Here is a 20,241-nt window from a genome sequence, read left to right as displayed (position 1 = left end):
TTCAAGAATATTAGAAAAATCGTTTATGCTTAACAAAAGCGTGAGTGGGCTTTTGTTTGCATTACAGATTTTTTTCCCCTTTTGATATTAAGAGAAAAAGTGAAAGATGTAAAACCTTGTTAAGCTAAATTTGAATGGGATTTATTATAAACTTTTCTAATTATATCTTAATTGCTTATATTTCACCCTTGTATGCTTGACCTTGGAATTATCTCAATTCAAGGCTGTGAGAAAGGCATGAAGCTAGGTCAGTGGCAGTCCAAACTCTCAATTTTTCTTCCCTAGACCTTGACTTCAGCCTTTCAATTCATTGAAGTCCTTTGCCCATTAGGAGATCAAAGCTTAATGTTGAGTCAGATGGATCAACCTTAAACTCTGAACCCTAACCCAAGGATTACATTTCACCTTCTTGGTGAGTCAGGATCGTGCAATCAGAAGTCGGTTTAGCAACACAGGTTAAAACCCATCCTTCTTCAATTTGGTCATCATCTAAGAAAGACTGATCAGATTGATCAACTGTACCAGAGACAATCTTACCTGCACAGGTGGAGCAAGCGCCAGCACGACAAGAATAGGGCAGATCTATTCCTTCGTCTTCTGCAATATCTAAAATGATTTCATCTTCGGGGACTTGAATCTCGCGGTCGCCATCTGGAGTTTTCAGAGTAACTTTGTAAGTAGCCATGTAGTGATCCTCTCGTGAATTTCGACAAAACTATAAAAATCACTTATGCAAATCAAAAGCGTTAATTAGCCTTCGTTTGCATCGCCGATTTATTTTACCTCTCGATATTAGAAGAAAAAGTGAAGAATGTAAAACCTTGTTAAGCGACCTTTTGAAAGGGATTTATTATAAATTTTTCTAATTACATCTTGATTACTTATATCTAGTCTCTGTGTCCCAGGGAGAAGGGCAGGTGTAGAGAAATCAGGGGAGAATGGGACAGATGGGGTTTTAGTTGCTGGTTAAGTGGGTGTAGGGTATTAAGTCGGATGAATATTTGAGATCAGGAGTTGGTGATCATGAGTCAATCTTTAGATTTATCTTGGGGTAAGGTTTCTCAACCCCTAGGAGTGGGTATTGTTGGGACAGGATATGCAGCGAAAATGCGAGCAACAGCTTTAAAAGCCGATGAGCGATCGCAACTTGTGGCCATTTCGGGTTATACTTCCGCTTCAACGATTGCTTTCAGTCAAGAATTTGATGTGACGGTATCAGCATCTTGGACAGATTTAGTCCAACGACCGGATATTGATTTGGTCGTGATTTGTACGATTAATCGAGATCATGGCCAGATCGCTCGTCACGCTTTAGAACACGGTAAACACGTCGTTGTCGAATATCCCCTGAGTTTAGATCCCCAGGAAGCAGAATCTTTAATTACCCTCGCCCAAGAGAAAAATAAACTCCTCCATGTTGAACATATTGAACTTTTGGGGGGACTGCACAACGCCATCAAAGCGTCCCTAGCGGCTATTGGTCAAGTGTTTTATGTTCGCTATGTCACGTTTAACCCCCAACATCCAGCCTCTCGGAAATGGACATATCAACCGTCTTTATTTGGGTTTCCCCTGAGTGGAGCTTTATCCCGTTTGCATCGGTTTACAGATTTATTTGGAACCGTAGCCAGTGTTAACTGTCAAAATCAATATTGGGAAATTGAACCCGATCTCTACAAAGCTTGTTTATGTCATACCCAGTTAACCTTTAATAATGGCATCCTGGGAGAATCGGTTTATGGTAAAGGGGAGGTTTTTTGGCAGTCGGAGAATACGTTTACCCTCTATGGAGAACAGGGAACATTAATTTTTACTCCCGAAAAGGGCCAACTGATTCAAAACGATACCATTCAAACCCTTGAAGTTGCTTCTCGTCGAGGATTATTTGTTAAAGATACCCAAATGGTTTTAGATTGTCTCTACCAAGGAACTCCCCTTTATATAACGCCAGAAGCCAGTTTATATAGTCTAAAAGTGGCTGAGGCGGCCCGACAGTCGAGTTTATCCCGGCAAAAATACAATCTAAATCCCTAGAAGATTTTCTCTGTTAGAAGCTGAAATTGATCGGGATATCCTCAAAAATCACATTAAAATCCGTAATTTTAGCTATTCTATCAGAGATATTCCTTAAGGATTATGCGATCGCTATTCGCTACAAACGAGGTTAACCGATATGTCCATTAAACCTAGCCAACTGATTATAGCAGGTGTAGCTGGGGTAATTGCTGGAGTCACAATTGCTGTGATGACGGTTCAGTCTCCCTCATCGAAATCGTCCCCAACCCCTCAAACCGAGTCTCCTCGACCTTCTGAACCCCCCATTACCTCCGTTCCCGCATCCGTTCCCAACACATCACCACCATCGGAAACACCTCCGATTGCTATTATTAAACCCCCTGTGGAGGGTTGCAAAATTAGCACAGCCGTTGTCAAAGACCCGGATGCACCATTGAACGTTCGTTCAACACCAGAAGTAACAGAGGGTAATATTGTTGGTCAATTGAATAATAATACTTTTGTTTTTGTAATTGAAGAAAAAAACGGATGGTTTAAAATTAATAATCCTGTGAGTGGATGGATTGCAAAAAGTCGCACCGAGAGCAGTTGTTCGATAGTGGAAAAAAATATTGAGTTTTTACCCGGTGGAAATGCAGCGTTAGTTCAGGGAAAAATTATTGGCGGCGGAAGTCACAATTATAAAATTACAGCGATCGCAGGTCAAACTTTAACGATTGAAAATTATAAATCTGTCTTCCCAATGGTAATGAGTCCCAATGGTGAATTATTAACAGATAATCTGGGTATTACACCCGATACAAAAGTTTTTTCTAATAAACTTCTCCTAACCGGAGAATATACGTTACAACTAGATTCTAATTATAAAGGGTTTGAATATGAATTTTTAGTTAAAGTTGAGTAATCTTAAATTAAGAGTTCATGTTCAGTGTTATCAAATTCTAAGCAAAGTTCTATTGCTGCTTGAATTCGTGACCTAAGCTCATCTAAAGATTTTGCTTGTGTGTGACAACCTTTTAAAGTAGGAACTGATGCCACAAAATAACCATCTGAATCTTTCTCAATAAGTACATTAAATTCTTGGATCATTTCTTAACCGCTTAAATAAAGTTATTTGGCTAAATTAATTATTACTGTATTTTACGCCCAATATATCCAATAAGGATTTGTCCAAGTTTAGAAGGAAAAAAATAGAGCCTCCAATCACCAGGTGTCATTCTAAGGTGCAAAGTAAAAGTTTTTTTTGTATGATCAGGACACCTAAAAGTCAGTTCTTTCTCAAATTTATTTAACCTAGATTCACTTTCTGGAGACGCTTTACTTGGAAGATTATCGTAATCAAAAAAACCTTCTTTCCAATTGTTAGCAGCTTCTTCAAGCTCAAATAACTTCTTCTTAACTTGTTTAAACATTGGATCACCCACTAAAAGAGTTTTGATTTGTTGCTCAACGTGATCACAAAATTTTAGATGAGGGAATAACTCATCTTTACGTTCCCAAAGCTCTTCGCTACTACTTACACTTAATTCAAGACGTTTTTGTAACCAAGTAGTGTGACCAATAACATGACTAATTTGACTAGCATGAATAACATCAACAGTTGTTGAAATCAGATTGTCACTATCATCTAATTCTTCAACTACTAATTTTAAATGGCTATTTTTCCATCTTCCATCAGAAGGTAAACTAACAGCAAGTGTATCCAGAAGAAAAGCCCATCCCAGACCTTTAGAGGATTCTTCTTCATAAAAAAACTCTGAACTTAATTGTTTTGATTGAATGTCTGGATTATTGATTTCAGCTTCAAAAGGGATTTTAATAGAACTGAGAAGAAAAACTCTTTTAGTGGGGTCTACGCTTTTATCAGCACACCAATTTAGTATAGAATAATTATCGGCTATTAAACTTGTATATGAATTTTGATCAGCGCGAAGTACCCCCTTAGTCATACCAGAAATATCAATCGCTAGTAGTGCGGTATTTACTAAATTTAAGATCCATTCTTGAGCTTCCTGAATACTATCAGCACGATTTTTCAGGGATAGTTCATTTAATACCATTTCCAGATTCATCTATGACACACTCCTGGGTTTAAGTAAAGCAATTAAACTTTGTTCCCACTGATCGAGAAAGCCATCTGGCCATTCATCGAAACTGCCATTACGATCAATTCTTGGAGATATTACTTCTGTCATAAATGCTCCATTTTTATCTTGTCGTTGAAAATAGTGTAACTGAAAATCTTCTGGTTTAATTTTACCATCATGAACAGCAAGGCGAACCCCATTGACAATATGATCACTATGGGTTTCTATAACAATTTGAACCCCACAACTTGCCGCTAAAGCTAATAATTCACCCATTTTTGCTTGTCCTTTAGGATGAAGATGAGCTTCAGGGTTTTCTATTAATATTAATGTACCCGGTTTGGAGGATAATATAGCTACAAGAATTGGTAAAACATAACTAATTCCAAAACCTACGTTAGTAGCACGACGTTGATTACTCAGGTCATAAGAATATTGTAAATTAATTAAATCTAGTTGTGGATTATTATTAATTGTAATTTGTGTTCCAGGGCTAACTTCTCCCATCCATGCTTGAACCTGAAATCCTAGTTTTGATGATTGTTCAGATGGATGACTAAGCACACTATTAGGAATAGAATCAGACTTATAGAGAGCTAAAAAATGTGCTGTATATTCGCCTCTAGTACCAATTTGCTTATGTATTTGCACCTGAAAGTCTGACATTTCTAAATAGGCACGAGGGCCAATACGTTCAGCTTGTAGATAGTGAAAATTGTCATTAAACAGATTGGATTGATAAATTTCAGAAGTCACTTCAGATGAAGTTAAATCGAGAACATCTGCAACTTCATTATAATTAAAATGCCACTTTCCTTGAAGTTCATTATTCCAGGTAATTGTAAAACCAATTGCATCTTCTTCTGCATCCTCGAATAAAGCATCTTTGGCTGTACCTATACATACTAAATCTCCATTCAATGCTAATCCTTTTTCGGGTAATAAATCTTGTTGATAAGATTGGCGTAAAAGTAGTAAGGACTGTAACACAGACGATTTACCAGTGCTATTCAGACCCGAAAGTAGCGTCAAAGATTTAAACTGAAGTGATTGTTCTTGAAAACATTTAAAATTTTCCAACTTTAGGGAATGAATCATCCTAGTACCTCTTGAATTAATTGTTCTACTTTACTAAACCTAACTGTTACTTTTTCAGCAGCTTGAGAAATTGATCTAAAAAACTCAGAATCATTTTCTACTAGATTAATAAATTGATTGATTAAAATTTCTTTTCTTTCTTTAAGTTTTTCTAAATCCAAGTTACTAAGTTGACTGAGACTGACAGACCAAACTTCAAATAAAGCCTGGTTAATGGGGTTATGCTTAGAACCACTTTTAGGTTTTTTCCGAAAAGCTCCTTCTCCAAAAATATCATAAGCTGCAACCATCGCACGTTTAAAATTAAATTCGATCTCCTTGATCTGATTCTCTGATAAAGTTTTATTAATCTTCTCCATTGTTTTATGAAAAAATTCATCTCTACTTTTTGATTTAGGAAAATCATAATAATTATTGAGTGTATAGGCTAAAAATCCCAAGACAAACTCCTGATCAATCATTCTTTGTTGCCTTTTAGATTGATCGAGTTTTGTAACTTTTTTAAACTCGTCTATTGCCGTTAATTTAGCTAATAATTTAGTGGCTTTTCCTTGATTAAGTGCGTTGCGAAGTTCTTGGGGTGATAGAGGAACTCCACCCGTATTAATTCGTCTAAATATACTGTACTTAACTTCAGTAGGTGTACCTTCTTCAATCACATATAATAGTAACTGAGTTTCAAGGATACGACGCTGATATTTACGAGGAAGTTCATCATAAGTTTTGCATTCAAGATCTTTTAGATAATCTAGCTTAGTTAACTTTAATTTATTTTTCCCTAATTGATTATCATTAGAATCAGGTTCTAGGATAAATTGTTTTAGTGCTGTTAATCGTTGTAATCCGTCTATAACTATCCATTTATCTTCATTAGTAGCATCAATATAAAAAGCAGGTAAAGGAATACGAATCAGAATAGACTCAATCAATTTACTTTTAGCAACATCAGTCCAAACTTCTTTACGCTGAAAATCAGGTGAAAGTTCAAGCTCTCCATGTTTAATTCGGTTGAGCATAAGGTCGATGGTCATTGGTCGAGTATCAACTCTAATTTTAGTTGGATCAAATGGTTCATTAATTCCTTCATCATCTGCTTCAATTATATTGTCATCATCAAAATCTTCTAAATCAATATCTGTCTCATCTTGAATACCATCCTTTTCATTATTCAATTTTAGTTTTTCATTTGGAGAATTTGTCATAATTGATCTATTTTTTTAAGGATATGAATATTTTTATTATAAACAACAAAAAGGGCGATCGCATTCGATCACCCTTTTTATTATACTAATCCATTGTCTAAAGCAATTAAACCTTCGCGTCTTCCTTAACTAACTTATCCCAACCTAAATCCTTGAGACTGTTATTCCGACGTAACGGACGAGTGACTAACTCCAGAATATCCCGTGCATTGGTGAACCCGTGAGTTTGAGCAAAGGTAAACTCTACTGACCATTTCGTATTAATACCCCGTGCTTCTAAGGGGTTGGCGTGAGCCATTCCGGTGATTACTAAATCGGGTTTTAACTCATAAATTCGTTGAATTTGATTGTAATTATCCGGTTTTTCTACAATTCTCGGTAACGGAACACCCATCTCCTGACAGGTTTTTTCTAACAGTTTTAACTCCGCTTCTTGATAGCGTTTATCCATGTAAGGAATGCCAATTTCTGGGCAGGTCATCCCGCACCGAATTAAAAATCTTGCTAAGGAAACCTCTAATAAATTATCCCCCATGAAAAATACCGATTTACCCCGAATTAACTGGATATAATCTTCCAAACCTGCCCAAATTTGCGCTTCTCGTTCCTCTAAACCTTTGGGTTGAATATTAAAAACAGAACAGATTTTTTCAATCCAAGTACGGGTTCCATCGGGGCCAATGGGGAATGGTGCACCAATTAATTTACACTTACGACGCCGCATTAAAGTGGTAGCCGTCCGAGATAAAAATGGGTTAACTCCAGCCACATAATACCCTTCTTCTAACACAGGTAATTCTGTATAACGTTTGGCAGGTAACCACCCCGAAACTTTAATCCCTTGTTTCTTTAATTCTAAGGTTAAATTCGTCACAACGGGATCAGGTAAAGACCCAAATAAAACTAAGGGTGGATGGTCAGCATATTCCGATTCTTCTTGAACCACATCTTCTTTTTTCTTGCCAAAATGCAATAACTTTTGAATGGCATTCCGTTCATGTTTTTCTGTTTCTGCCACTGGAGCTTTATTAGGACAACGGGCTGCCATTGCGGCTAATACCGTATCTTCCCCTTGAGTAAAAGCATAATCTAAGCCATTAGCCCGTGCAATCACAATCGGAATTCCCAGTTCTGCTTCTAATTTCGGCGCTAATCCTTCCAAATCCATTTTAATAATTTCAGTGGTGCAAGTGCCGATCCAAACAATTACACTGGGATTGCGATCTCGTTTAATTTGTAAACACAACCGCTTTAATTCATCATAATCATTGAGTTTAGCAGAAATATCCCCTTCTTCTAATTCCGCCATGGCATACCGGGGTTCAGCAAAAATCATCACCCCCATTGCATTTTGCAGGAAATAGCCACAGGTTTTTGTGCCAATTACCAAAAAGAAACTATCTTCAATTTTTTGGTATAACCAAGCGACACAACTAATCGGACAAAAGGTGTGATAATTTCCAGTTTCACACTCAAAGGTTAACCCTTCCGGTTGTGGTTGAGCAACGGTCATAATTTTTTCCTCTTAATCGAATGTTAGTGAATCAAAATTTGACAAGACTATCCATGACTTAAAATCCTGCGGATTCAAAGTCTAATCTCGATTAAGAATTAGGGAAACTAAACCGGGAAATTATTTAAAATCCGACAGGGAAATTTCGTCATCATCTGAAGAACCGGTTAATCCGTCGATATCAATATCGTCCATATCTCCAGTTGTTAAATCACCCATATCGTCGAGATTAAAATCCCCTAAATCATCGGATGAAAAATCATCATCCCCTAATCCTAAATCGTCTAAATTATCTCCGGTATCGAGATCCAGGCCATCGGAAGAGTTATCTTCCAATCCTAAATCACCCAAATCATCATCCAGACTTGAATCTGTATCTTCTAATTCCAACCCTCCTAAATCATCAGAACCAAGGTCGTCAGCTTCTAGGCTGATTTCTCCATCCAAGTCATCTGCGGCTAAAACTTCCGACTCTAAGCTGAGATCGTCCATTCCATCTGAACCCAGATCATCGGAGGATTCCAAACCAAAATCGATATCATCGCTTGTCTCCGTGTCTTCACCCAGTTCCGTATTAACGTTGTCGTCCCAGACATCAGATTCGGTATCAATGTCTAATTCAGCCGATTCCGTTTGCGAATCTAAGCTCAAATCGAAATCATCGGATGTCATCTCATCGGAGTCTAAACCCATGTCCAGGTCATCAGCACCCATCTCATCGGAATCTAAACCCATGTCTAGGTCATCAGCACCCATCTCATCGGAATCTAAACCCATGTCTAGGTCATCAGCACCCATCTCATCGGAATCTAAGCCCATGTCTAGGTCATCAGCACCCATCTCATCGGAGTCTAAACCCATGTCCAGGTCATCAGCACCCATCTCATCGGAATCTAAGCCCATGTCTAGGTCATCAGCACCGACGGCTTCTGATTCATCCTCCAACCCTAGATCAAAGTCTTCCTCGGCTACGCTAGCCGTCTCTGTGTCGATATCTAAATCCAGATCCCCATCGACATCAGTGTCCTCCATTGCCTCTGCATCCAGATCATCCATTCCGAAATCATCATCCATGCCGGAATCATCCAGGCCCATCTCATCGATGGTGATTTCTTCTTCGGTATCAAGCTCGAGTTCATCGGAGTCATCCAGGGTATCGGCAATCACCGCAGCCCCTCCAACAACAGCGGCAGCACTGGCAACGGCCACGGCAGCACCCGCTATATTGGGTTGTTCTACCAGAGTCACTTCCTCCTCTAAATTCAGTGTCTCTGGAGGGGCCGGAGGAACCGGAGTTGGCGTTGGAACAACTACCGTTGGAGATTCTCCTGGGGTAGGCCTAATGTCCAACGCTATATCGGGATCAAAATTCAGCCCTAAAACATCAATCAGTTTTTCAGGATCTGGATTGAGTTTAGAAAAGGGCAACATGAGTTGGGCTGCCTCTGGGTCAAGCGCGTTGATCGTTCCCAAAATGAGGGAGGAGGCGGGTCTTCGACCCCCATCGGGGGTCGGTATTGAATTCAAATCCATTTGCAGTACCAGCCACTCTCGATTGGCTTGGTAATATTGCAACCACTTATCTTTAAGCGCGGTGGTAAAGTCTTTGAAGAAAGCCATAACCTCTATATCCTCATCCTGAGATAGCTAGACATATTAAACCATCATCAGGTCTAGCTCATCTTCCTGACTTTGAACAAGGGGTTGAGTCGGATTTAGATAAAAATCTGATAACAAGGTGAATAAATCCCGATCTGGCGCGTCTTGAGGAACTACTCCTTCGGGTTGTGACAGCAGTTGATCGGCAATATTCAGATAATAATCACAAACGTAGTTGAGGGATGGATCACTTTCGGCCATCTCAAATAAGGTTTTTCCTTTAACGCGGGACACCCGAATGTCCTCGATTAAGGGTAATACCTCTAAAACAGGCATGGGAACGGATTCAATATATTTTTCAATCAAATCCCGTTTGGAGGTGCGATTTCCGATTAATCCTGCTAATCGTAAAGGGTGGGTACGGGATTTTTCGCGGACTGAGGCAGCGATGCGGTTGGCAGCAAATAGGGCATCAAAGCCATTATCGGTGACAATGACGCAATAGTCGGCATAGTTGAGAGGGGCAGCAAACCCACCACAAACCACGTCCCCTAAGACGTCAAACAGAATTACATCGTATTCGTCAAAGGCGTTGAGTTCTTTGAGGAGTTTGACGGTTTCTCCCACAACGTAACCGCCACATCCTGCACCTGCTGGAGGGCCACCTGCTTCTACGCAATCGACACCCCCATAGCCTTTATAAATCACGTCTTCTGGCCAAATATCTTCGTAATGAAAGTCTTTTTCTTGCAAGGTATCAATAATCGTGGGGATTAAAAATCCTGTGAGGGTAAAGGTGCTGTCGTGTTTGGGATCGCAGCCAATTTGCAGGACTTTTTTACCTCGTTTGGCTAAAGCGGCTGAGATATTACAGCTTGTGGTTGATTTACCAATTCCGCCTTTACCGTAGACTGCTAATTTCACGCTGGCTTCTCCTTAATCGGTTTTTATTAAAAACTGTTGACGGTTGACTGCTGGAGCAGTGGGTTTTCTGGTTCGATACAGCCATTATTGGCATAACTACCCCAGAAAATAAAGGGGCAAGTTTAATGGATTGAGCTATAAAATCAAGCTTTATCGTTTATTAAAAAATTATTTTAATTTAATCAACTCAGAATCAGGTTCAAGCTTTATTTGAAAAATATTTTTTATTTTATACAACTATTTTTATAAAAATAGTTACAATAAGCAAAAAAATAAAATAGAAGTGTCTGCAACGGTAAAAAAGTTACCCCCAATGATCACCCCAGATCCAAGAGGGTTAGGAGTCTTAACCAAGGGTTTCCTTGGGTAAAATTTTGATGAATATTAAATCTTTCGGGTGTAATTGAGGAATTTTTTCAAAAAAACACTAAGCAATTGTACGGATTATTTTCAGGAAAAACCATCAAAAACCCCTGGATCAAAACTCACCCCGTTAAATGTTAATTTTTGCAAAATTATCAGATCACCAGAGGATCAAAAACCCGGTTTCTTGAACAATACCTTCGCCAATTTTAGGAAGGAGTAGAAGAAACCGGAGTCTGATGAACACGACCCAGACAGCTAATCCTTGCCAAAATCTGAGCCAATAAAACTGGCTCAGGTTGGCTCTCCCGAATGCAGGGTGTAAAAAGTATTTTATGATACAATTTTTTCCCATCATGAAGGCTGGAAAGCTTTACAGGACGGGATTATAAGCGTGCGTTATCACCCTAAGTACAGGAGAGCCCAAAGGAAGTCATGCTCGTTGGCAACATCCAGATGGACGAGCAACAACAATCCCAATTCATGGGAATACTGAAATAGGTGGTTGGCTATTGTCCCAAATTTTGAAGCAAATGGGAATTAGTGAAGCAGAATTTAATCAATTGAGAAAATAGCTTAATCATCTGATAGCTGAGTTAGGCTGGGGAAACCCCGCCCCTACGGGGATTAAGGGGTATAAATAACACTAAAATAAATTCCATCATCTTGAATATTATTGCCTCGATCATTGATACCAATGAGGGGAAGACCATAATCAAGGCGGAGATTTAACCCTGAAACGGGTTCCCAAATTACACCTAATCCTGCACCTGCTAAAAAGGTTTTACCAATAATGCGGTTGGGATTTCTGTCATTGTTCCAAACCCCACCAAAATCAATAAAGGGCGCCAGTTGAAACACAGGTTCAGAGTCTTGATTTCGATCCAGGGTAATTCGATCTTCGAGGGAAATCCGAAAGCCATTATCCCCAGCCCGGACATTTTGACGATATCCTCTTAAAGATAAAGCTCCTCCAATCACAAATTGTTGGGAAGGAAATAACGGATCAGCCGATAGTTGAATATCTCCTTGAGCAATTAATAGATTATCTTCCCCTAGTCGTTGTACTCGTTGGACTTGACCTAACCAACTCAAAAAGGAAGCATTGGGTGTACTCACATCCGTAGCGCCGAGAATATCTAAACCCAGGTTAAATTGCGATCGCAAAGCCCAAGCCCCTTCCGTATCTCGAATTACATAATCTTGTCCAAACTTCAAAACACTGGTGCGCGTATACCCGTTACTATCTGGCCCGGATGCAAAAGGTTCTCCGTTATTATCTAAAAGGGTTTGACTATCTTGATAGGCAAAACCAAAGGATAACGCAAATTCGGTGATAGGGTTACGAATAATCGGCTGACGATAACTAATTTCATAACGTTGAGATTTTCCTTCAATATTCAACGCATCAAACGGATCTTGAATAATGCGGTTTTGGTAAGGTTGGACTCGCAATTGTATCGTTCCGTTCATGGGGTTGATGGGAATACTATACAAAGCGTCGATAATATCTGATTCACCATCCGCAATTAAGCGAGTCGTATTGTAGGATAGTCCCAGAAAGTCTCCCCGACCTGTTAGGTTAAGATGACGCACACTAATTCCCATACGCTCAGAACCAATGCTGGGGGGGGAATAGTTATCAATATTCAGACTCACCCCGAAAGGCGGTGCTTCCACAACTCGAACAATTAGAATACTTTGGCCTTCTTGGGTTCCCGCCCTTAAACTGGCTTCTACGCTTTCAAATAAGGGATTAATCCGTAACAGTCGCAATTGATCTTCTAAGGCGGCGGTACTGAGGGGTTTTTCCGCACCTAAACGAATGCGACTGGTGATATAAGAGGGATGGAGGCGTTTGATTCCTTCAACTTCAATATTTTCTAAGGTTCCTTCAATCACCTGAATCTCAACAATGCCATTGTTAATGGTTTGTTCAGGAACAATAGCCCTAGAGGTAATGTAACCTCGTTCTAAATAAATCGCTGTAATTTTATCGGCGAGTTCCCGCAGTTCCGTCAGAGTCACAGAACGATTTTCTAGGGGGGTAACTAAGGTTTGAATTTCCTCTGAAGTGAGAATTGTGCTCCCTGTAACGTTAATTTTTTGAACGGGAATGGGGGTTTCATCTGTGGGTGGGTTCGGCGTTGGGCTAGGAGTGGGAGTGGGTTGTAACTCTGGGTTATTGGGGGGTTCCGGTTTAGGCGGAATGGGAGGTCGTGGTAAAAATCGATCTTTGTTGGGATCGGGTTGGGGAACTTGGGGCGGAATATTAATTGATCCGCCTTGGGCCAAAGTCGGACAATTTTGGCGATCGCACAACTCCCCAGTCGTAGCAAAGGAACGAGAATGATCACTTTGTGTTGAGACTTCTCCCCAATTTAAGGGTTTTAACGGAGGAAGTGGAGGGACATAAGCGAGTTCAGAGAAAGTCAGGGTTGAAGGGCGAAGGAATGCAGTTGATTTAACCGATATGATCTGGTTATCGGTTGTTAGAGAATCTGGGGTTTCCTCTGAAACCGAGGTTAACACTGAAGAATTTTGAGAAAGACCTTGACGAGAAAATAGGGATAAAACCAGCAATAGGGTACTGGTTAAAATCACTCCACACTGACGAAAATGAATCAGATTTTCACTCCTACCCATAAAATGCCTACTTTTGGTGAACGATGGAGTTGGTGGCTAACTAGGTTAGTCTAGTTTAGATTAGAAAACAGGCAAAAGTGAATAGGAGTAAAACTTAATACGGTCGGGATTAATACACACAATCCCCCAAAAATCGGGCTTCTGAAAAAATATCTGAATTTTTCTCTCTAAAATTAGAGTCAAAATCCCGGTTTTTAAAGAGAGTCTGAATTAATTGATTTGAATTTTTAAAATAGGCGCATCAAGAATTGTCTGAGCTTTATTTTTTTCATTTTGAGTTTCTTTTAAAGCCGGATCAAAACCAATAGATTGTAAGAGTTGATTCCATTGATTTTTAATCACTACATCTCTGGATTGTTCCAATCGTAAGGTAGCTAAAGTTGCCATTGTTTCATACCAAAGCCCCTGTTGAACATAGATTTTAAGCTTTTCTAAGGGATCTTGAGTTTCTTCTAATTGACGTTTTTGCTCATTCGTTAAAGTGGCTGAATTAATCCATCCACTTACAAGAATATCTTTTGAAGAATCACTGACATCACATTTAATAGTCAGATACCAGCGATAATTTTTATTGTCTTCTAAAGTAATAAATTTAGAGTTAGGAGACCATTGAATTCCCACAATTCCAGGGCGATCAATATTGAGGGAAAAGGTGGTTTTATAGAGGGTTTTATCGGTTTCATCAGTAATTTCAAATTCAGTTACCTTTTGATCGAGTGTCCCTGGAATATAAAGAAAAAAGGCAGGTTGCTTCGACGCGGTGCGCCCCATTGTAGACTCTGGAATTAAGGCAGTCACTGGACTGGGACAATCTCCACCCCGAGTTCCACCCCCTTCCCGACGCCCCGGTACACCCCGTTGGGGTGGGGTAAAGGCATTCCAATTCGTAAAGGGTGAATTACCCGTGGGCGAGGAGGGTTCAGAGTTCTGAGCCCTGTCCCCCTGTCGGCGAGTGATTCCCTGCTGTCCATCTCCCTCAATAGGAGGTAAAGATGCTGAATGGGCGATGGGTACAATTAAACTATTGCCCAAAATGATTTGCAACAGTAACGTTAGTCCAAGTGTTGCACGGTGGAGGAAAAACATTGGCCTAGCCATAATCAATGAAGCTCACCGATTAGCAGAGTAGCATTTCTTGACAGAACTATTGTATCCAATGTTCCTGCGAAAGTTGTCAAAATCTGTGCTTAATCTTAAATGTTTGAGGTGAAATCGGATTTGAGGAAAGGCTTGGTTTTGTTTCCGATGGTTAATCTGAAGTTTGACCTCATACACGCACTGAAGATCGCTATTTTATCACCATGACAATTTCTATGAATCTTAACTCACCAACTTTGGGGCAAAATACGGGTTTTAAACCCCGGACAATTCGACCGATGGGGGTTTCTGCTTTATATGGGTTAATTGGGGTAGAAAATTCCTTATTTGCCGTTGATACCTTACGGGGATTTTTACTTAAAATTGACCCCAAAACCGATAATGCAACGGTGGTTAATCCTGATTTAACTTTAGCATTTAGAGATGTTACAGGTTTAGCTTTTTGGGATAATACGTTGTGGTTTACTCGCGGTCGAGAAGTTTATTATGCTCCCCAGGTGATTGCAGGGAATTCTATTGTTAATCTTGAGCCTAAATTGTTTTTGGAATTACCTGATGCTGTCACCGGAATTGCGGTTTGGGAATCTACCCTTTATTTAGCTTGTGATCGACTGGCTTCTATTTTAGTTTATAGTCGCAATACCCGACAGGAAATTACCCGCTTCCATTCCCCAGGAATTGGGGTGGAAAATCTCACGATTAAAAATGAGGAATTATGGGTTTGTGATCGAGAAGAACAAACGGTTTATTGTTTAGAACGGGGAACGGGAGAAACGCGATTTAGTGTATTAACGCCCTTTGAATCTCCCACGGGATTAACCTTTTATACTGATCCTGAAACGGGTGAGGAAGTTCTTTATGTTGCCTATGCTGGGGATGAGCTTTATATTCGAGATAATCCCAGTTCCTATGAACAATTTGAATTAGCAAGACGCGATCGCACGTTTATTCATCCCTTATCTTTCTATTATAATGAATCTGAGCATTATGCCACATCTAATGGCTATTTGATCGAGATGTCTTATGTAGAAGAGTTAGAACCGTTAGATGCGGTTTACATTGAAGATTTGGAATGGCGAATTGCCTTACCGTCTAATACGAAACGGCAAAAAGTTTTACAGGTATCTTATATAGGGATTCCCTTTAGGGAAGAAATTGAAGAGGGGGAAAAAGTCGCGGTTTTCCGATTTAATCCGTTAACTTCAACAGAACGTTTAATTTTTGGTTGGAAAGCTGTGTTGGAAGTTAGAAGTATTAAATATCAAATTAATCCTCGTCAGGTGGAAAATATTCCTCGTTTGTCACCGGATTTCCCCCAAAAATATTTAGTCGATGATGATCATTTAGCGATGAATACGGCTATTGTTCAAGAAGCAGCACAAGCTGCGATTCGCCATGAAACAAATTTTTTACGGCAACTTTTAAGTATTCGCAATTATGTTTATGATCAGTTATCCTATAGTCTGACTTCTAAGATTGAAAATCCTGATGTGGTTTTGAAGCGAGGGATTGGTTCTTGTGGGGAATATGTGGGGGTTTTATTAGCTTTAGCCCGATTAAATGGCATTGCTTGTCGCACCATTGGACGGTATAAATGTCCGCAATTTGCTGACCGTCGAGGGGTTTCTTTAGAACCTGAATATAATCATGTTTGGTTGGAATTTTATATTCCGGGTTTCGGTTGGGTTCCCATGGAATCAAACCCGGATGATATTCAAGAAGGAGGGCCCTATCCGTTGCGGTTTTTTATGGGATTAGCTTGGTATCATATTGAAATTGGCAAAGGAATCCGCTTTCAACGATTAACAAATCAAGGGGTTGATGTTGACCGAGAAAAAGTCTCTGTGGGAACCTTAGCCATTAATCATGTTCGGTTTACCATTTTAGATGAGTTACCTGCGGTTTAAACAGTAAAAACTCGGTTTCTGGGGTGTAGGAGGGGTGATTATCAATAAACTGATGTCATCTATCCTACATTTTGAATTAAAATAGATAAAAACTGCTTTTTGAATTGACCTATGGAAGTTTTACAACAGTTGACAATTGTTGATATTTTGGTACTGGTTGCTTTCTCGCTGCTGCTAATTTTTACCGGGGGTGTGATTTATTTAACCCTCGCAGAATGGCGCGATCGCAGACGTAGAGAAGATGAAAAACGTCTACGGTAATAATGGGTAATGGGTAATGGGTAAAATTTGTAGGGGCGGGTTCGCCGATAAATTATGTCACCCACCGATAACCTTAATAAACCCGCCCCCACCGATAAATTATGTCACCCACCGATAATCTTAATAAACCCGCCCCCATCCAAAAAATAATCCCAAATCACTATCACTGAATAACCATTAAATTGAATTAATTGTTAATTTTTCGGTGGGGTTGGGGCGGGTTTTTATAATTTGTTGATGGCTGTCAAATATTCAGGCGAACCCGCCCCTACAGGCTAGGTACAATAGATATGGTAAAATGATGTTCAATCGGGCGTGATCGCTCTTTTCCGTGAAAGTTGTAATCAATCTAAAATGCTACCGAGAGATATAATCATGACATCAACTATCAAAGAACCAATGGGAAAAATTACCACAACGTTGACAATCACAAATCGGCTAGACCAAGGTAAGGCGGAAGATAATCTAATTCCTGCTGATCGAGTCCGTTCTATTACAATAAAAGATGTGCTGGTAGATACGGGAGCAACTACTTTATGCTTGCCGCAGGATGCGATCGCTCAACTCGGTTTAAAACTTCTGAAAACAGTACCTGTAGCAACGACAACTGGTATCGGTACGGCACGCATTTTTGAAGATGCAAAAATTTCATTAATGGGAAGAGACGCAACTTTTGAGTGCATAGAATTGCCCGCAGGAGCAGATCCGTTATTGGGCGTTATCCCCTTAGAAGCTTTGGGTATTGAATTAGATTTGCAGAAACAAACTCTCGTGCTTTTGCCACTGAGTCCTACAGCCAGTTATTTAAGAATTTGAATTTTGTTTTAATGTCTGATCGACTTTTATTATTCAGAGATAGTATTTGGATCGATTGTCATCAAATTAATGAAATAAATCAATCTTAAAATACAGGATTGCTAAATAAGAAATTAACCAAATTAATAAACTCCATTTAATCGTAGGATCTTGAATTAAAATACGGCTGGGTTCTTCTCCCTCAGCTAAAACTGTAACTAACCATTTATAGTGCATTACGGCATAATAAACAATCGGAACAGTAATCACTAAAGAAGGATTTTTACCTGATGTTATTGTAAATAAAGCATAGCACATAATGGTCATTGTTGCTGTGCTATTGAGCAGAGAATCTAAATAAGGTAAGGTGTATTGAGAGAGAACTGGACGTTGTTGGTTTTTTCTTCCCCGTTGATAAAATAAGTGTAAATAAGAGCGTTCTAACGGTGCTGATTTTACATTGTCTTGAGTTAGGTTTTCAGACTCTAAACTGTCTTGATGGTTTTGAAAATGCAAGAGAGATAAAAGTTCAGAACGCCGTTTAGAAAACCCTAAAAATAAAGTTAGAAAAAAGGTACATAAAACAATCCAAGCCGTCGGCATATCTCCTAACGCATAAATTCCGGCTAATAGCCTTAATACAAATCCAAAGGCAATACAATTAACATCAAATAAAGCTATATTTTTGAGTTTGAGAGAATAAGCAATATTGTTAATAGCGTAAAGTAAAATGCAAATTAATGTGGGAATTCCTAAAAAATATGCACCCCATAGGGAAATGATTGCTAAAGGAATTGCGATCGCTAACCCCATTTTAACTGAAACTTGACCACTCGCAAGGGGACGATACTTTTTTTTCGGATGCTGGCGATCGCGTTCTCGATCTTGAATATCATTAAAAATATAAATGGCTGATGCCATTGCTGAGAAAAAAATTACCGTTAATCCTGATAGCAAAATGCTCTGGGGTTGTAATAGTCTACCCCCAAACAAAAGTCCGGCTAAACAGAATAAATTTTTTGTCCATTGGTGGGGACGCAGAAGTTTAATTAGGGGGGGAATAGTTTTAGATGGAGTTGGTTTAAATAAAGGATCAGTCGTCTCAGAAATTGTCTCTAATACAGAAGTAGAATCACCCGAATAATGGTCTTGATTTGCTGGTTTCATGAATGGTTTAACTCCTCACAGTTTAGTCTAATGAGTTCAACAGTATTTTTGATTTTAACGAGACATAATCACAATTCCAGCCACAATAAAGCTTAATCCTATCATTTGATTTAATCCAACACGCTCTCCTAAAAATAAGCTTCCCATCAATGCAACTAAGCTAAAACCAATGGCAGCAAAGACAGGATAAGCAATGGAAACAGGTAAGCGATCTAAGGCTTTAGCAAAGACAATTAAGTTAATTCCATAGACTAGGATTGCTGCCATAAACCAAGGAGATAATAATAGAGTGAGTATACTGGGATCAGGAGCTTCTAGTCGAGATTTTTTAAGCAATAAATTGCCAATTCCTGTGTTCATAGCCGCAATTAAAACTAAACTCCATGAAATCCAATTAGCTGAGTTGATATTGTTCACGATTTGTTATTAGAATAGGAGATTGAATTATTCTTAATCATCCTTAAAATGTTAGATGGCGCGTGCGCTGGGCTTACGCACCCTACCATTAAGTTAGGAGAGTTGTTTTAACACCCAAAGTAATTTTTCTTTGACGGGGCGCCGATGGGCTGAACCTGCTTTTTCCGCTTGCAGTTGATTATAGTTCTTTTGAAACCAATCATAACTTTCTCGGAACATTTCATCATTAGAATATTTTGGTTTCCAGCCTAATTTTAGCAGGGGATCTACATCAAAATAAAATTCTTTGTGATAGGTTAAATAATGCCAAGGGGCGAGAGGACTTAACCCCATCCAGTCTAACAGTTGTAAGGTTCCAATGGTTAATCCAGTGGGTAAACTTTTAACTTGAGACTCTGTTCCTGCATATTCAATTAAATGTTCTAATCCTTCTCGTAACGTGCCAAAGCGATCGGTTCCGACATTATAGATTCCGGGTTGACCTAAATCAAGGGCTAGAAGATAGGCATCCATTAAATCATGAGCATGAACAAACTGAAATTTAACGTTCCCACTCCCAATTACATAAACGTTTTTTTCTTCTTGAATCCATTCAAATAATATCTGAAAAATTCCTAATCTGCCTTCTCCTAAAATTGTCCGGGGACGAATCACAATTAAGGGTAAACCCGCTTGATCACAAATGTCTCTAACTGCTAATTCTCCAGCTAATTTTGCTCGTCCATAAATCTCAACAGCTTTTGTCGGGGTATCATTTGTAATCGGACATTCAGCCTCACCAAATAAAGCGCTAGAACTCATGTGAATAAAGCTTTTGACTCCGGCTTTTACCGCTTCTTCGGCGGCGATTTTGCTTCCTTCAACGTTGACTTCCCAGAATTTATTACCAGATTTTGTTAAGGGAACTAAAGCCACATTATGATGGACAATATCAATATCTTCCATCGCTTTTGCAACCCCAGTGCGATCGCAAATATCACAGTTAATAAATTCAATTTCTGGGGGACGGGTCGGATCTTCCCAAATATCTAAAATTTTAACGTCTTCTCCCCGTTCATATAATCGACGGGCAATTAAATTTCCTAAAAACCCCGATCCTCCCGTAATTAAGTGCTTCATAAAGTTCTGTTTGTCCTCAACACCATTTG

19 protein-coding genes are annotated in these 20,241 nt (G+C 39.3%); 6 read left to right on the top strand and 13 right to left on the bottom strand.

Annotated elements, in window-relative coordinates; all coding sequences use genetic code 11:
• Window positions 1-394: 394 nt before the first annotated feature.
• Window positions 395-685, bottom strand: coding sequence for a ferredoxin (locus tag H6G57_RS12110; RefSeq protein ID WP_072716819.1), 291 nt, complete (start codon window positions 683-685; stop codon window positions 395-397).
• 338 nt (window positions 686-1,023) lie between these two features.
• Between H6G57_RS12110 and H6G57_RS12105 the strand changes: the two genes are divergently transcribed.
• Together H6G57_RS12105 and H6G57_RS12100 are read left to right on the top strand one after the other, a co-directional pair.
• Window positions 1,024-2,034, top strand: a complete 1,011-nt coding sequence (locus H6G57_RS12105) for a Gfo/Idh/MocA family protein (RefSeq protein WP_190518877.1) — start codon at window positions 1,024-1,026, stop codon at window positions 2,032-2,034.
• A gap of 139 nt (window positions 2,035-2,173) precedes the next feature.
• On the top strand, window positions 2,174-2,920 hold the full coding sequence (locus tag H6G57_RS12100; protein WP_190518875.1) for an SH3 domain-containing protein: 747 nt from the start codon (window positions 2,174-2,176) through the stop codon (window positions 2,918-2,920).
• A 2-nt stretch (window positions 2,921-2,922) separates the two neighbouring features.
• Here H6G57_RS12100 and H6G57_RS12095 read toward each other — a convergent pair whose 3' ends face one another.
• The 7 genes from H6G57_RS12095 to bchL all read right to left on the bottom strand — a co-directional run bounded on the left by H6G57_RS12095 (window position 2,923) and on the right by bchL (window position 10,439).
• Window positions 2,923-3,105 (bottom strand): type II toxin-antitoxin system HicB family antitoxin, encoded by a 183-nt coding sequence (locus H6G57_RS12095; protein WP_190518873.1) that lies wholly within the window; start codon window positions 3,103-3,105, stop codon window positions 2,923-2,925.
• 41 nt (window positions 3,106-3,146) lie between these two features.
• Window positions 3,147-4,088 carry a hypothetical protein gene (locus H6G57_RS12090; protein WP_190518871.1) on the bottom strand — a complete coding sequence of 314 codons (942 nt, stop codon included), beginning with the start codon at window positions 4,086-4,088 and terminating at the stop codon, window positions 3,147-3,149.
• On the bottom strand, window positions 4,089-5,201 hold the full coding sequence (locus H6G57_RS12085) for a DUF3696 domain-containing protein (RefSeq protein WP_190518870.1): 1,113 nt from the start codon (window positions 5,199-5,201) through the stop codon (window positions 4,089-4,091).
• Window positions 5,198-6,403 (bottom strand): DUF262 domain-containing protein, encoded by a 1,206-nt coding sequence (locus tag H6G57_RS12080; RefSeq protein WP_190518869.1) that lies wholly within the window; start codon window positions 6,401-6,403, stop codon window positions 5,198-5,200. Before H6G57_RS12080 ends, H6G57_RS12085 begins: the two co-directional genes overlap by 4 nt.
• A gap of 106 nt (window positions 6,404-6,509) precedes the next feature.
• On the bottom strand, window positions 6,510-7,916 hold the full coding sequence (locus H6G57_RS12075; RefSeq protein ID WP_190518868.1) for a ferredoxin:protochlorophyllide reductase (ATP-dependent) subunit N: 1,407 nt from the start codon (window positions 7,914-7,916) through the stop codon (window positions 6,510-6,512).
• Between the two features lie 120 nt (window positions 7,917-8,036).
• On the bottom strand, window positions 8,037-9,536 hold the full coding sequence (locus H6G57_RS12070) for a DUF5331 domain-containing protein (RefSeq protein ID WP_190518867.1): 1,500 nt from the start codon (window positions 9,534-9,536) through the stop codon (window positions 8,037-8,039).
• A gap of 36 nt (window positions 9,537-9,572) precedes the next feature.
• Entirely contained in the window at window positions 9,573-10,439 is an 867-nt protein-coding gene (bchL, locus tag H6G57_RS12065; RefSeq protein WP_072720732.1) for a ferredoxin:protochlorophyllide reductase (ATP-dependent) iron-sulfur ATP-binding protein, read from the bottom strand.
• A gap of 764 nt (window positions 10,440-11,203) precedes the next feature.
• Here bchL and H6G57_RS29005 point away from each other — a divergent pair.
• Window positions 11,204-11,377 (top strand): type II toxin-antitoxin system HicA family toxin, encoded by a 174-nt coding sequence (locus H6G57_RS29005; protein WP_190519013.1) that lies wholly within the window; start codon window positions 11,204-11,206, stop codon window positions 11,375-11,377.
• Between the two features lie 52 nt (window positions 11,378-11,429).
• Here the strand turns inward: H6G57_RS29005 and H6G57_RS12055 are convergent, their stop codons facing one another.
• Window positions 11,430-13,448 carry a ShlB/FhaC/HecB family hemolysin secretion/activation protein gene (locus H6G57_RS12055; protein WP_190518866.1) on the bottom strand — a complete coding sequence of 673 codons (2,019 nt, stop codon included), beginning with the start codon at window positions 13,446-13,448 and terminating at the stop codon, window positions 11,430-11,432.
• A 210-nt stretch (window positions 13,449-13,658) separates the two neighbouring features.
• Complete coding sequence (locus tag H6G57_RS12050; protein WP_190518865.1) at window positions 13,659-14,546, bottom strand: DUF928 domain-containing protein; 888 nt, start codon at window positions 14,544-14,546, stop codon at window positions 13,659-13,661.
• A 215-nt stretch (window positions 14,547-14,761) separates the two neighbouring features.
• Here H6G57_RS12050 and H6G57_RS12045 point away from each other — a divergent pair, with 215 nt between their 5' ends.
• The 3 genes from H6G57_RS12045 (at window position 14,762) to H6G57_RS12035 (ending at window position 17,530) form a co-directional block, all read left to right on the top strand.
• Window positions 14,762-16,453 (top strand): transglutaminase family protein, encoded by a 1,692-nt coding sequence (locus H6G57_RS12045; RefSeq protein WP_190519011.1) that lies wholly within the window; start codon window positions 14,762-14,764, stop codon window positions 16,451-16,453.
• 111 nt (window positions 16,454-16,564) lie between these two features.
• Entirely contained in the window at window positions 16,565-16,714 is a 150-nt protein-coding gene (locus H6G57_RS12040; RefSeq protein WP_190518864.1) for a hypothetical protein, read from the top strand.
• A gap of 375 nt (window positions 16,715-17,089) precedes the next feature.
• On the top strand, window positions 17,090-17,530 hold the full coding sequence (locus H6G57_RS12035; protein ID WP_190518862.1) for an aspartyl protease: 441 nt from the start codon (window positions 17,090-17,092) through the stop codon (window positions 17,528-17,530).
• 66 nt (window positions 17,531-17,596) lie between these two features.
• Here H6G57_RS12035 and H6G57_RS12030 read toward each other — a convergent pair whose 3' ends face one another.
• From H6G57_RS12030 to H6G57_RS12020, 3 genes are all read right to left on the bottom strand, one after another.
• The gene (locus H6G57_RS12030) at window positions 17,597-18,676 is read right to left on the bottom strand and encodes a UbiA prenyltransferase family protein (RefSeq protein WP_190518860.1); all 1,080 of its coding nucleotides are present in this window, start codon (window positions 18,674-18,676) and stop codon (window positions 17,597-17,599) included.
• Window positions 18,677-18,730: 54 nt separating this feature from the next.
• The gene (locus H6G57_RS12025) at window positions 18,731-19,093 is read right to left on the bottom strand and encodes an SMR family transporter (protein WP_309235867.1); all 363 of its coding nucleotides are present in this window, start codon (window positions 19,091-19,093) and stop codon (window positions 18,731-18,733) included.
• A gap of 93 nt (window positions 19,094-19,186) precedes the next feature.
• Window positions 19,187-20,212, bottom strand: a complete 1,026-nt coding sequence (locus H6G57_RS12020) for an NAD(P)-dependent oxidoreductase (RefSeq protein ID WP_190518859.1) — start codon at window positions 20,210-20,212, stop codon at window positions 19,187-19,189.
• Between the last annotated feature and the right edge of the window lie 29 nt (window positions 20,213-20,241).

It is taken from the genome of Planktothrix sp. FACHB-1365 (assembly GCF_014697575.1).
Lineage (GTDB): Bacteria > Cyanobacteriota > Cyanobacteriia > Cyanobacteriales > Microcoleaceae > Planktothrix.
Note: the sequence above shows the minus strand (reverse complement) of the source record. Positions and strands in the feature narration are given on the sequence as shown.

Bases quoted from the DNA above. Each gene is read 5' to 3' on its own strand.
- H6G57_RS12110 (WP_072716819.1), bottom strand. From the start codon at position 685: ATGGCTACTTACAAAGTTACTCTGAAAACTCCAGATGGCGACCGCGAG.
- H6G57_RS12105 (WP_190518877.1), top strand. From the start codon at position 1,024: ATGAGTCAATCTTTAGATTTATCTTGGGGTAAGGTTTCTCAACCCCTA.
- H6G57_RS12100 (WP_190518875.1), top strand. From the start codon at position 2,174: ATGTCCATTAAACCTAGCCAACTGATTATAGCAGGTGTAGCTGGGGTA.
- H6G57_RS12095 (WP_190518873.1), bottom strand. From the start codon at position 3,105: ATGATCCAAGAATTTAATGTACTTATTGAGAAAGATTCAGATGGTTAT.
- H6G57_RS12090 (WP_190518871.1), bottom strand. From the start codon at position 4,088: ATGAATCTGGAAATGGTATTAAATGAACTATCCCTGAAAAATCGTGCT.
- H6G57_RS12085 (WP_190518870.1), bottom strand. From the start codon at position 5,201: ATGATTCATTCCCTAAAGTTGGAAAATTTTAAATGTTTTCAAGAACAA.
- H6G57_RS12080 (WP_190518869.1), bottom strand. From the start codon at position 6,403: ATGACAAATTCTCCAAATGAAAAACTAAAATTGAATAATGAAAAGGAT.
- H6G57_RS12075 (WP_190518868.1), bottom strand. From the start codon at position 7,916: ATGACCGTTGCTCAACCACAACCGGAAGGGTTAACCTTTGAGTGTGAA.
- H6G57_RS12070 (WP_190518867.1), bottom strand. From the start codon at position 9,536: ATGGCTTTCTTCAAAGACTTTACCACCGCGCTTAAAGATAAGTGGTTG.
- H6G57_RS12055 (WP_190518866.1), bottom strand. From the start codon at position 13,448: ATGGGTAGGAGTGAAAATCTGATTCATTTTCGTCAGTGTGGAGTGATT.
- H6G57_RS12050 (WP_190518865.1), bottom strand. From the start codon at position 14,546: ATGGCTAGGCCAATGTTTTTCCTCCACCGTGCAACACTTGGACTAACG.
- H6G57_RS12045 (WP_190519011.1), top strand. From the start codon at position 14,762: ATGAATCTTAACTCACCAACTTTGGGGCAAAATACGGGTTTTAAACCC.
- H6G57_RS12040 (WP_190518864.1), top strand. From the start codon at position 16,565: ATGGAAGTTTTACAACAGTTGACAATTGTTGATATTTTGGTACTGGTT.
- H6G57_RS12035 (WP_190518862.1), top strand. From the start codon at position 17,090: ATGACATCAACTATCAAAGAACCAATGGGAAAAATTACCACAACGTTG.
- H6G57_RS12030 (WP_190518860.1), bottom strand. From the start codon at position 18,676: ATGAAACCAGCAAATCAAGACCATTATTCGGGTGATTCTACTTCTGTA.
- H6G57_RS12020 (WP_190518859.1), bottom strand. From the start codon at position 20,212: ATGAAGCACTTAATTACGGGAGGATCGGGGTTTTTAGGAAATTTAATT.